The organism is Lentzea sp. NPDC004782 (genome assembly GCF_040609115.1).
GTDB lineage: Bacteria > Actinomycetota > Actinomycetes > Mycobacteriales > Pseudonocardiaceae > Lentzea.
Window position 1 is genome coordinate 44802 of the sequence record NZ_JBEXJN010000032.1, and the last position, 12020, is coordinate 56821.

Here is a 12020-nt window from a genome sequence, read left to right on the forward strand (position 1 = left end):
GGGGGCTGCCCCGGCCTTCCGCCGTCTGACGGGCGTGCGGGCCACGACGGGGATCACACCTCGGCCCGCGCCCGTCCGGTACGCGCCGGGTATACGGTTTCCAGATCCGAACTGCACACCGTTGGAGCTGTGTACGCCGTGCCCACCACTTTCGAGTACACCGATGTCCTGCCGCTCGCGAAGGACACCGAGACCGAGTACCGCCTCGTCACCTCGGACGGGGTGAAGCTGATCGAGGCCGGTGACCGCAAGTTCCTCCAGATCGCCCCCGAGACGCTGACACTGCTCGCGAAGGAAGCGATCCGGGACATCCAGCACCTGCTGCGCCCGTCGCACCTCGCCCAGCTGCGCAAGATCATCGACGACCCCGAGGCGTCGGGCAACGACCGCTTCGTCGCGATGGACCTGCTGCGCAACGCGGCCATCTCGTCCGGTGGCGTGCTGCCGATGTGCCAGGACACCGGCACGGCGATCATCATGGGCAAGCGCTCGGAGACGGTGCTCACCGGCGGCGACGACGAGCAGGCCCTGGCCCGCGGCGTCTTCGAGGCCTACCAGGAGCTCAACCTGCGCTACTCGCAGATGGCGCCGGTGACGTTCTGGGACGAGAAGAACACCGGCACGAACCTGCCCGCGCAGATCGAGGTGTTCCACAAGCCGGGGCAGGATCCCGTCTACGAGTTCCTGTTCATGGCCAAGGGTGGCGGCAGCGCGAACAAGACGTTCCTCTACCAGGAGACGAAGGCGCTGCTGAACCCGAAGCGCCTCGCGTCGTTCCTCGACGAGAAGCTGCGCTCGCTCGGCACCGCGGCCTGCCCGCCCTACCACCTGGCGGTCGTCGTCGGCGGCCTGTCCGCCGAGCAGAACCTCAAGGTCGCGAAGCTCGCCTCGGCCCGCTACCTCGACAACCTGCCCACCGAGGGCTCGCCGCTGGGCCACGCGTTCCGCGACACCGACCTCGAACAGCAGGTCCTGGAGCTGACCCGCAACTTCGGCATCGGCGCCCAGTTCGGCGGCAAGTACTTCTGCCACGACGTGCGCGTCATCCGTCTCCCCCGCCACGGCGCCTCGTGCCCGGTCGGCGTCGCGGTGTCGTGCTCGGCCGACCGTCAGGCCAAGGCCCGCATCACGCCCGAAGGCGTGTTCCTGGAGCAGCTGGAGCGCGACCCGGCCCAGTTCCTGCCCGACGTGGAGGGCGAGGACCTGTCCGACGAGGTCGTGCGCATCGACCTCACGCGCCCGATGGCGGAGATCCGCGAGGTCCTCACCAAGCTCCCGGTGAAGACCCGCGTCTCGCTGACCGGTCCGCTGGTCGTGGCCCGCGACATCGCGCACGCCAAGATCAAGGAACGCCTCGACGCCGGCGAGGAGATGCCGCAGTACCTCAAGGACCACCCGGTCTACTACGCCGGTCCGGCCAAGACGCCCGAGGGATACGCCTCCGGCTCGTTCGGCCCGACCACCGCGGGCCGGATGGACTCCTACGTCGAGCAGTTCCAGGCCGCGGGCGGCTCGCTGGTGATGCTCGCCAAGGGCAACCGCTCCAAGCAGGTGACGAACGCCTGCGCCTCGCACGGCGGTTTCTACCTGGGCTCCATCGGCGGCCCCGCCGCCCGCCTGGCCCAGGACTGCATCCGCAAGGTCGAGGTGCTCGAGTACCCCGAGCTCGGCATGGAGGCGGTCTGGAAGATCGAGGTCGAGGACTTCCCCGCCTTCGTCGTCGTCGACGACAAGGGCAACGACTTCTTCGCCGAGACGTCCGCTCCCACCCTGCAGATCAGCTTCAGGCGCTAGCCACCACCGCAGCCGGGCCGGCCGATATGCGATATATCGGTTAGCCCGGCTGTCTTGCCTCTCGACCTTTGCAACAGGTCTTTTGACGACGAAGTCAAAAGAGTCATTGCTAAGCCGCAGGTGGAAGCCCTGGCGATTGACATAACATCGGCGAGCGACTAGCAGTACGCTTGTCCTGTATTCGGATGAGCGGGGGTCGTCGCGATGATTCATCACGTGCAGGTGGCGTGTCCGGCGGGTGCGGAGGACGAGCAGCGGGCGTTCTACGCCGGGGTGCTCGGGTGGGCCGAACTGACGAAGCCGCCGTTGCTCGCCGCACGGGGCGGGTGCTGGTTCGAGGTGCCCGGCGGTGGCGAGGTGCACGTCGGCGTCGAGGAGGACTTCCGGCCCGCGCGCAAGGCACACCCGGCGTTCGTGGTCGACGTCGAGAAGGTCGCCGAGGCGGTGGAGGCGGCGGGGTATCCCGTTGTGTGGGCCGACCCGGCGGAGATCCCGGGGCGGCTCCGGTTTCACACGTTCGACGCGGTCGGCAACCGGGTCGAGTTCCTCGCAGACGCCTAGCTGACGGCCCGGCTGCTCAGGAACTCGACGTTGCCGCGGCCGGCTTGGCCCGATCAGACGACGTGCCGTCGGTCGCCCTTCCGGGTCAGCGTCAGCCGTGGTCGTCCAGTCGCTGCCGGATGTCGGCAGCGGCGTCGTCGCCGAACGTCGCCAGTCTCTCCAACGGGCCGGTGTCCTTCGTGTTGAGCGCGCGACGTAGGCGTCGACCGCGGCGCGGGGCGTGCCCGCTCCCGTGATCGCTTGCCCTGCACATCCAGCGAGCAGGCCGAAGCCCGCGATCGCAGGCTCCCGCCAGCGCGCGTACGCGTGCTAGTGAGCGAGGAGCCAGTCGAGCGCGGCTCGGGCGTGGTCGAGAACTGAGATGTGGCCGTCGCCAGGGGTCAGGCGGAGCTCCGCGCCGGGGATGCGGGAGGCGAGCCACCGGCTGTGCGAGGGCGGGTTGATGCCGTCGCGGTCGCCGTGCAGCAGGAGGGCCGGGGCGGTGATGGAGGCCGGGTCGAAGCCCCACGGCCTGACGTAGGCGAGGTCGTCGTCGATCAGCGGGCCGGGGCCGTTCGCGAGAGCGGGGCCGACGACCTTGCCGAACCACGACCACGAGCCGTTCAACGCGGCCAGGTCGGCCTCGGAGAACTCCATGTCGTACTCGACGCCGGACGCCTCGTGCCGTTCCTTCGCCTCGCGGCCCGCGGCGGCTGCCCGCAGCGAACTCTCGGCCCCCGGGACCATGCCGGCGAACCAGTCGAGGCCGTCGGCGCCGAAAGGCGCGAGAGAGGCGCCGGCGACTACCGCGGTCACGCGGTCCGGCAGCAGGGCGGCGCACGCGAGGGCGTGCGGTGCGCCGCCTGAGTGACCGAAGACCGCGAACCGCGAGATGCCGAGAGCATCGGCGATATGCGATATATCAGTCGCCGCCGACGCCACCGGACGATCGGGCACCGGAGTGGAGCCGCCGTAGCCGGGGCGGTCGTAGGAGATCCAGCGGACACCTTCGCGGAACAGCGGTTCGGGCGGCAGGCCCAGGTTGGGCGTGCCGTGGTGCCAGAACACCGGTACACCGTCGCCCGCTTCGTACACGCGCAGCACACGACCGTCGAGCTCGAGATCCATCAGCCTGTTTCCTCGCGGGACTCCAGGACCAGGCGACGGGTGCCCAGCGGGGCGGCCAGGCGCACGGTCAGCGGCACCTGGCGGACCTCCTGGGTGCACACGGTGCCCGGCGGCTGCTTGGTGATCGTGACCAGCGTGATCTGGACGAGGTCGGCGGACTCGCCGGACACCTCCGCACGGGCCTCCTTGCAACCCCCGCCCAGACCGAAGACCTCGACGTCGCGGCCGTCGCCGAAGACGTAGGCCTCGTCGCGGTAGGTGTCTGACAACGATGTCGTGTCGACTTTGTCCTTCGGTACCGGCGTGACGTCGGGCGGGACGACCGGCTTCTGCTCCGAGATCGAGACCGGCGGCTTCACCGGGGTGTTCGTGGCATTCGAGCCGGACGAGCCGGTGGAACCCGGCGCGGACGTTCCCGTCGTGGACGCGCCGCTGGACGAGGGCGCGCCGGACTGCGTGCCGGACGAGCACCCGGCCAGCACCCCGCAGAGAGCAACGGCAGCGATGACGTTTCTCATGCGCACCATCCTCGCAAACCTGGCGAGTGGCCAGGTGAAGAAGAGATGCCCGGCCGGCGGGGCAGAAGCCGACCGGGCACCGTGGGAGAAAGGTCTACTTCTGTTCCTGCCGCGAGGTCAGCACGACCGTGCGCTCGCCGAGAGGCTCGGACAGCTGCACCGTCAACGGAGGGAAGCGGATGTCCATGGTGCACATCTGCTTGGTCAGCGGCGTGGTCTCGACGAGCTCGATCTTCACCGCGGTCGCGGACTGCTCCAGCACGGACGCGCCGGCCTTCCCGCACCCGCCCTCCTGGGCGATGACACCGACGGTCCGGCCGTCGCCCTGCGTCCAGACCGTGTGCGGATACTCCGGCGACAAGGCGCTGGTGTCGAGCTTCGTCACGGGTTTGCCGTCCGGCGGCACCTCTCCGGGGGCGATGCCCGGCGGCACTCCGGGAGAGGATTCGGAAGGGGAGGTGGCGGTCGGCAACGTCGGACCGCCACCTGCCCCGGTGCCTTGATGTCGCGCACCGCCGCAGGCCGAGATCACCAGCAGCAGGACGCCAGTGCCAACTACGGTTCCAATGTGCCTCATGGTCAGAGGACGGAACCGCGGTCACAACGGGTTGCAGTGACTTCCCTTCACAGTTACCGGGAAACGGCGGCGACGGCCTCCCGCAACGCCTCCAGGCGAGCCGCCGACGCCAGTCCACCGTGGTAGACGTGGAACTCCTCCACCCCGGCGTCCAGGTAGGCCAGCCACTCCTTGGACAACGCCGCGCCGTCCGCGGGCTTCGGGGGCAACCCCAGCACATAGGCGGCGATCCGCGTGCCCGGAGCAGCGGCGCGCAACGCCTCGATGCCGGGCACCGCGACTTCGGGACCAGGCCAGCACATCGTCGTCAGCACGTCGACGTCCACGCCCAGACCACCGGCGACGGTCGCGAACGGCCCTGTCCCCCAAGGGTCAGCGGTGGCGTGCAGGCCGACCCGGACATCGGACGCGGCAGCACGGATCTCGGAGACCAACCGGGACCGCAACGACCGCACAACACCGGTGCGCACGGCCTGAACGTCGTCCACGAGCGCACCCAGCGCTTCCTCGACGCTGGACGCGCCCCCGTCAACCCCGGCCCGAACCGCGTCACGCAAGGCATCCGAATCGGCGTACAACGCGGCGCACGACGAGCAGAAGCACAGCGACAACAGCTTCTGCTGCACCGGGTTCCAGTCCGTGCCGTCGGTCTTCTCGTGGTGCCCGCCGTGGACGAACCCGAGCGGCCCCGCGGCTTCCAGGACGATCCCGTCCGGCGCACCGAGCTCCAGCACCTCCGACACCAGCACCGACGTGTACTCGACGACATCGGGCTGAGCGGTGCACAACGCGTACGGGTAGCGATCCCCGAACGCGTTCACCACCGTCACGTCCGGGTGCAGATCACCCAGCCGCGAGTTGTGCGTCAGCACGGTCCACGCGTACACGGGAAGCCCTGCCGCGCGAACGAGATCGGCAGCCTCTCCGAAGGAGTTCGGACCGTCCGTCCAGGACGGTTCCGCGGGCACCAGCCGGCCGAACCTCTCCGGCCGCACGGGCAGGTAGAAGGCGGCGTGCCGGGCGTCGACCAGCCGGTGCCGCGGGTGCAGCGGCGTCGCGGCCCGAACGGTGTGGTACGACGCGGCGAGAGCGATCGCGTCCACCCCGAGATCCCGGTACCGCGCAACGGCCTCGGGGTCCCCGATCAGGTCCCACGGATAGGCGTGGACAACCGACTTCACCACCGGGGACGCTTCCTCTCGTAGCTGGGGTCGAACTTCTGCATGTAGCCCGTGTCGTCCCGCGAGGTGAGCCCGCACCGGGTGTAGTTCTCGGCCATGCGCGCCAACGCGTCGCGGTCCAGCGACACACCGAGCCCGGGCCCGTCGGGCACCGGCACTGCACCATCCACAAAGGACAGCACGCCCGGCTCGACGACCTCGTCCGCCGCGTTCCACGGGTAGTGCGTGTCGCACGCGTAGCTCAGGTTCGGCGTGGCAGCGGCCAGATGCGTCATCGCGGCGAGGGAGATGCCCAGGTGCGAGTTCGAGTGCATCGACAGTCCGATGCCGAACGTCTGGCAGATCATGCCCAGCTGCCGCGACCGCTGCAGACCACCCCAGTAGTGGTGGTCGGACAGCAGCACCTGCACGGCGTCCTGCTCCACCGACGGCCGCAGATGCTCAAAGGCGACCACGCACATGTTGGTGGCCAACGGCATCGGCGCCTTCGCGGCCACCTCCGCCATCCCGGAGATCTCCGGCGTCGGGTCCTCCAGGTACTCGAGCACGCCGTCCAGCTCGGCCGCGACCTTCAACGACGTGGCGGGCGACCACGCCGCGTTCGGGTCCAGCCGCAGCGGGTGGTCCGGGAACGCCTCGCGCAACGCCCGGATCGCCTCGATCTCCTGCTCCGGTGGGAACACCCCGCCCTTGAGCTTGATCGACCCGAACCCGTACTCGCCGATCATCTTGCGCGCCTGCGCCACGATGCCGGCGGGGTCGACCGCCTCGCCCCACTCGTCGGCGTCCGCGCCGGGGTGCCCGTCCCACTTGTAGAACAGGTAGGCGGAGTACGGCACCGCTGAACGAACAGCGCCGCCCAGCAGGTCGTGCACCGGCCGTCCGAGCGCCTTGCCCTGGATGTCCAGGCACGCGACCTCGAACGGCGAGTACACCCGGTCGACGGTGCTTTCCGCGGTGATCTGCCCGGTCAGCCCGTGCTTGTCCGGCGCGGCCTCGCCACCCAGCAGAGCGGCGACGCGCGCGTGCATCTCGTTCAGGGCGAAGACGTCGAGGCCGATCAGGGAGTCCACAACGGACCGCGAGCGCTCGATGTGCCCGAGGTCGCCGTAGGTCTCCCCCAGCCCGGAGATGCCCTCGTCGGTGTGCACCTCGACGATCGTGCGCAGCGCCCACGGCTCGTGCACGCCGGCCGCGTTGAGCAGCGGCGGGTCGCGGAACGCGATCGGGGTCAGAACGATTTCGGTGATCTTCACAACCAGCGCCCCTTCAGGACAGCAGAGCCTTGCCCGCAGCGATGATCTTGTCCAACGCGGCCAGGTGCTCGTCGGTCGGGTCGATCAACGGCGGCCGCACGCCGCCGACGTCGAGACCGTTCGCGCGCACCGCGGCCTTCACCAGGGCGACGGCATAGCCGGGAACCTTGTCGCGCAGCTCGACCAGCGGCTTGTAGAACTCCAGCAGGAACCGGTTCACCAGCTCGGTGTCGCCGGCCTGCACGGCGTGGTAGAAGCCCAGCGAGATCTCCGGCGCGAAGCAGAACACCGCCGACGAGTACAGCTCGACGCCGATGCCGCGGTACGCGAGTTGCGTCATCTCCGCGGTCGGCAGGCCGTTGAAGAACTGGAACGGCTTGTCGACTCCCGCGCGGACGGCGAGCACGATCCGCTGCATCTGGTCGAGGTCGCCGATGCCGTCCTTGAAGCCCACCACGTTCGGGATCCGCGCGGCCTCGACGGCGGTCTCCGGCGTGAACCGCGCGTTGTTGCGCTGGTACACGATGATCGGCAGCTCGGTGGCACCCGCGACCTCGGTCACGTACCGCACGAGTCCGGCGGCCGGGTTGGTCACGAGGTATGGCGGCAGCAGCAGAATTCCCTGCGCACCAGCGCGTTCGGCCGCCTGCACGAACTGCTTGGTCGCCACGACCGAGCCGCCCGCACCGGCGAAGACCGGCACCTTGCCCGCGGTCGCCTCGACCGCCACCGACACCGCGCGCTCGAACTCCTCCAGCCCCAACGCGTGGAACTCGCCGGTGCCGCAGGCGACGAACACCGCGCCCGGGCCGGCGGAGACACCGTGCTTGATGTGCTCAGCCAGCACGTCGAACGCGATGTTCCCCTCGGTGTCGAACGGGGTCACCGGAAAGAACAGCACACCATCGAGTTGCATACCTACACACTCATCCCTTGATCGCTCCGGTGGTGATCCCACGCAGGAAGGACTTCTGCAGCGACAGGTACACGACGAGGCTCGGTACCAGCGCCAGCAACGCTCCGGCCAGCACGATGCCCGGCCCGACCTGGTCGTCGGATCTGAGCGCGAGAAGTGCGACCGTGAGCGTGTAATCGGAGGGGTCAGCGGCGACGATCAGGGGGAGCAGGTACTGCTCCCAAATCATGTTGAAGCCGAACACGGCGATCACGCCGAGCGCGGGCCTGCACAGGGGGAGGATGATCTGCGCGAAGAGACGCAGCTCCCCGGCACCGTCCACTTTGGCCGCCTCCTCCAGTTCGGCGGGGATCTCCCTCATGAACTCGGTCATGACGAAGATGGAGAAACCCCACGCCCCCAAGGGGAGGATGACGCCGAGCAGGGTGCCCTTGAGACTCACGTGCACCAGTGGTAGGTCTCCGATCACCAGCGACAGCGGGATCGCGATGACCTCCTCCGGCAACATCATCGTGGCAAGGATGACCAACAGCGCGATGGCCTGACCGCGGAACTTCTTGCGCGCCAACGCGTACGCGGCGAAAACACTCACCGACAACTGCAACAGCAGGGCACCGCCGGCGATGACCAACGAGTTCGCCAGGTAGTGCCAGATCTTGTTCTCCGTCGCCACCTGGAAGTTGATGAGCGACGGTTTGTCCGGGATGACCGACAGCTGGGTCGGGTCCGGGTTGTTGTCGAACGCGCCGGAGAAGATGACCAGCAGCGGACCGCAGAAGAGGATCACCGCGAGGGCGCTCAGAAGGACCCGGACGCCCTTGCTGAGCCACGCGTCCGGACGGGTGGACCAGCCGATGGCGCTGTCGAAGCGGCTCGAGTTGACGCTCATCGCGCCTCCTTCCTCCGGCGGTACACCTGCACGCTGACCGTGAGGACCAAGGTAACCAGGAACAACAGCACGGAACCAGCCGAGGCGAGGCCGGCTTCGGACTGCTCGAACGCCGTGGTGTAGACGCGGGTCATCCAGACGTCGGTCGAGCCCGCGGGACCACCGCCGGTCAGCACGTAGACCTCGGTGAAGACGCGCAGGCCGCGGATGGCCGCCAGCGTGAGCAGGATCGTGATGACCGGGCGCAACGCGGGCAGCGTCACGTTCCAGATCCGTTGCCGCGCCGAGGCGCCGTCGATCGCGGCGGCCTCGTACTGCTGGCGGTCGATGCCGGCGAGCCCGGCGAGGATGAGCACCATGTCGTACGGCGCGTTCTTCCAGATGCCGACGAACATGACCGACACCAGCGAGGTGTCCGGGTTGCTGATGTACTCCCACGGCCCCAGTCCGACCCACGAGATGAGGTCGTTCAGGAACCCCTCCGGCGCGGGGTAGAAGAACAGCCGCCAGATCTCGCCGATGACCGCGGTCGCCGCGACCACCGGAAGGAACACCGCGGACCGGACGAACCACAGCGACTTGGCGTGGCCTTCCAGCAGCAGTGCCAGCAAGAAGCCGATGAGCATCGCACCGAGCGTCTGCCCACCGGCCAGGACCAGCGTGTGCCAGCTCGCCGTCAGGAACTTCTCGTCCTGCAGGATCGTGGCGTAGTTCTTGACGCCGACGAAGATGTCGCCGAGGAAGGGCCGGACCTCGAACAGCGAGAGCCGGATCCCCTCCGCCATCGGGATGAACTTGAAGACCAGGAAGATCAGCGCGGCGGGAAGCAGGAACAACCACGGGATGAAGGTGGCTCCCGTGAGGCGGCGCCGGCGGCGCCGCCTCACGGGGTGGGTTTCGACGGCACCGCCGCCACTAGCCGTCGAGCCCACGTCTCGGGTGTCGCTGTGATGCTGAACCGCCGTCACTGCGACGCCTTCTGGTTCTCAAGCTCCTTCTTCAGGGCGTCCGCCAGGGACTTCAGCTCGGCCGAGGAGTCGGCCGGGCACTTGGCGAAGATGGAGTTCAGGGTCTCCGAGGTCTTCTGCCGGAAGGGCGTGAAGTTCGGGACGCTCGGGAACGGCCGCGACTCGCTCTTGTACACGCCCGCCACGGTCGCCCAGCGCGGGTCGTTGTACGTCGCGTTGACGTCGACGTTCTTGTTGACGGGCAGGCGGACCACCGGCTGCGGGTCGCCCTTCATGCCGGCCTGCTGCGCCTCGGGCGTGATCAGGTACTCGGCGAGCTTGCGCTGGTCGGCGGTCTTCGCGGAACCGGCCATCAGGTAGATGTCCTCGCCCTCACCGAGCACGGTGGCACCGGCCGGGCCGCGCGGCGACGCGATGACCTCGTACTTGTCCTTGCCGATCGACTTGTCGAAGCGGCCGATCATGTACGGGCCGGTCAGGTAGATGCCGCTCTTGCCCGACTCGAACAGCGGGTGCGCATCGTTCGTGCTCAACGTGAGCGAGCCCGGCTGCATGACCTTGTCCTCGCAGAAGAGCTTGCGCAGCCGTTCGATCGCCTTGGTCGACTCCGGCGAGTCGATGCCGACGGAGAACTTGCCGCCGCCTTCTTCTTCGAGGATGTCGCCGCCGCCCTGCCAGATGTAGCTGGCCGCCCACCACGCGAGGTAGCCGCGGTCGACCGTGCCGGGCACGAGCATGCCGTAGGTGTCGTTCTGCCCGTTGCCGTCCGGGTCGTCGCGGGTGAACGCGCGGGCCAGGTCGTCGAGCTCCTCCCACGTCGTCGGGATCGGCTTGTGGAGCTTCTCCCGCCAGTCCTTGCGGATCAGCGTGACCATCGCCTGCGTGGAGAACGGGACGCCGTAGTACTTGCCGTCCGCGCCCTTGCCGTTGTTCCAGGCCCGGTCGACGACGTCGCCGCCGCCCGCGAGGTCGTCGCGCTTGATCTCGGTCGTCCAGCCCTGCTTGACGAAGTTGCCCAGCGAGCCGGTGTCGGTGATGACGACGTCGGGGAGGTCCTTCGACGCGGCGCGCTGCTGCACCTGCTTGTCGAAGTCGTTGTAGATCGGCTTGTAGTCGACCTGCACACCGGTCTTCTCGGTGAACGTCTTGAAGATCTTCTCGTAGACCTTCGCGGTCGCCTCCGTCGAGCGGGTCCACACCTCGAGGGGCTTGTTCGGGTCCTTGTTCGAGGCCGCCGGGGTCGAACTTCCACAGCCCGCGAGCAGGGCGGCCACGCCGAGCGTGGCGATCGTTGTGGCAGTTCTACGGCGCATCGTCGCAGCCCTTCGCTTTCACGTATGTGAACCGGGGTCGTACTTGTGAACCTGGTGCAGGACTGTAAGAATCAGCACAGCAGCGTGTCAAGGGCAAGTTGCTTGACGGTTTCAAGGAGGCCAGGTGGCGTCGCCGATCGACAAAGGCACGGCTCGTCCGGGTGCGGTCAAGTCCGCCGACCGAACGGTGGAGCTGCTGGAAGTGCTCTCCGCGTCAGATCGCAGGCTGACGCTCACGGAGCTCCACCGCGAGCTCAGCTACCCCAAGTCGAGCCTCTACATGCTGCTGCAGACCCTGGTGGCGCGCGGCTGGGTGGAGGTCGACTCCGATCGCGGCACGTACGGCATCGGCGTGCGCGCACTGCTCGTCGGTACGTCCTATTTGGACCACGACCCGGTGGTGCGCGCGGCGATCCGCGTGATGGAGCAGGTGCGGCAGGAGATCAACGAGACCGTGCACCTCGCCCGTTTGGACGGCGCCGACGTCGTCTACCTGGCGAGCCGCGAGTCCGAGCACCACCTGCGCGTCGTCTCCCGCGTCGGCCGCCGGCTGCCCGCGCACTCGACGTCGCTGGGCAAGGCCGTGCTCTCGACGCGGACGCCGGAGGAGGTCGACCTGATCCTCCCGGACGTGCTCACGCCGCTGACCCCCAACACCGTGACCGATCGGGCCGCGTTGCACGAGCAGCTGGCCGGGTTCCGGAATGTCGGATATGCCCACGAACGTGAGGAGAACACGCCGGGACTGGGCTGTTTCGCCGTCGCGCTGCCCTACCGGAACCCCGTTCTGGACGCTATGAGTTGCTCGGTGCCGCTGGGCAGACTGGACCCCGAACACGAGCGGCAGGTCGTCGCCGCCCTGCTGGACGCCGCCCGGACCATCACCGAGCTTCTCCGCCAGTTCGGTAGGTGAAAAGGTTTACTGAAACATCTGCACACG

At 68.5% G+C, this 12020-nt stretch carries 12 protein-coding genes; 3 read left to right on the forward strand and 9 right to left on the reverse strand.

Annotation, left to right across the window (positions count from 1 at the left end):
- The first annotated feature begins 138 nt into the window (after positions 1 to 138).
- Positions 139 to 1794 carry a fumarate hydratase gene (locus tag ABZV40_RS27710; protein ID WP_355447704.1) on the forward strand — a complete coding sequence of 552 codons (1656 nt, stop codon included), beginning with the start codon at positions 139 to 141 and terminating at the stop codon, positions 1792 to 1794.
- A gap of 204 nt (positions 1795 to 1998) precedes the next feature.
- Entirely contained in the window at positions 1999 to 2355 is a 357-nt protein-coding gene (locus ABZV40_RS27715; protein WP_355447542.1) for a glyoxalase, read from the forward strand.
- A 309-nt stretch (positions 2356 to 2664) separates the two neighbouring features.
- Here ABZV40_RS27715 and ABZV40_RS27720 read toward each other — a convergent pair whose 3' ends face one another.
- From ABZV40_RS27720 to ABZV40_RS27760, 9 genes are all read right to left on the reverse strand, one after another.
- The gene (locus ABZV40_RS27720) at positions 2665 to 3462 is read right to left on the reverse strand and encodes an alpha/beta hydrolase (protein WP_355447545.1); all 798 of its coding nucleotides are present in this window, start codon (positions 3460 to 3462) and stop codon (positions 2665 to 2667) included.
- Positions 3462 to 3980, reverse strand: a complete 519-nt coding sequence (locus ABZV40_RS27725; protein WP_355447548.1) for a hypothetical protein — start codon at positions 3978 to 3980, stop codon at positions 3462 to 3464. Before ABZV40_RS27725 ends, ABZV40_RS27720 begins: the two co-directional genes overlap by 1 nt.
- Before the next feature lie 94 nt (positions 3981 to 4074).
- Positions 4075 to 4557 (reverse strand): hypothetical protein, encoded by a 483-nt coding sequence (locus ABZV40_RS27730; RefSeq protein WP_355447550.1) that lies wholly within the window; start codon positions 4555 to 4557, stop codon positions 4075 to 4077.
- 53 nt (positions 4558 to 4610) lie between these two features.
- Positions 4611 to 5738 carry a hypothetical protein gene (locus ABZV40_RS27735; protein ID WP_355447552.1) on the reverse strand — a complete coding sequence of 376 codons (1128 nt, stop codon included), beginning with the start codon at positions 5736 to 5738 and terminating at the stop codon, positions 4611 to 4613.
- Positions 5735 to 6994: a glucarate dehydratase family protein gene (locus tag ABZV40_RS27740; RefSeq protein ID WP_355447555.1), complete on the reverse strand. Its 1260-nt coding sequence runs from the start codon at positions 6992 to 6994 to the stop codon at positions 5735 to 5737. Before ABZV40_RS27740 ends, ABZV40_RS27735 begins: the two co-directional genes overlap by 4 nt.
- A 13-nt stretch (positions 6995 to 7007) precedes the next feature.
- The gene (locus tag ABZV40_RS27745; protein WP_355447558.1) at positions 7008 to 7910 is read right to left on the reverse strand and encodes a 5-dehydro-4-deoxyglucarate dehydratase; all 903 of its coding nucleotides are present in this window, start codon (positions 7908 to 7910) and stop codon (positions 7008 to 7010) included.
- Positions 7911 to 7920: 10 nt separating this feature from the next.
- Positions 7921 to 8799, reverse strand: coding sequence for a carbohydrate ABC transporter permease (locus ABZV40_RS27750; RefSeq protein ID WP_355447561.1), 879 nt, complete (start codon positions 8797 to 8799; stop codon positions 7921 to 7923).
- Entirely contained in the window at positions 8796 to 9635 is an 840-nt protein-coding gene (locus ABZV40_RS27755) for a sugar ABC transporter permease (RefSeq protein ID WP_355447564.1), read from the reverse strand. The genes ABZV40_RS27750 and ABZV40_RS27755 overlap by 4 nt, the downstream gene beginning before the upstream one ends.
- A 128-nt stretch (positions 9636 to 9763) precedes the next feature.
- Positions 9764 to 11080, reverse strand: coding sequence for a sugar ABC transporter substrate-binding protein (locus ABZV40_RS27760; RefSeq protein ID WP_355447566.1), 1317 nt, complete (start codon positions 11078 to 11080; stop codon positions 9764 to 9766).
- Between the two features lie 124 nt (positions 11081 to 11204).
- Here ABZV40_RS27760 and ABZV40_RS27765 point away from each other — a divergent pair, with 124 nt between their 5' ends.
- A complete protein-coding gene (locus tag ABZV40_RS27765; protein ID WP_236703245.1) occupies positions 11205 to 11993 on the forward strand; it encodes an IclR family transcriptional regulator in 789 nt (262 codons plus the stop codon).
- Positions 11994 to 12020 lie beyond the last annotated feature (27 nt).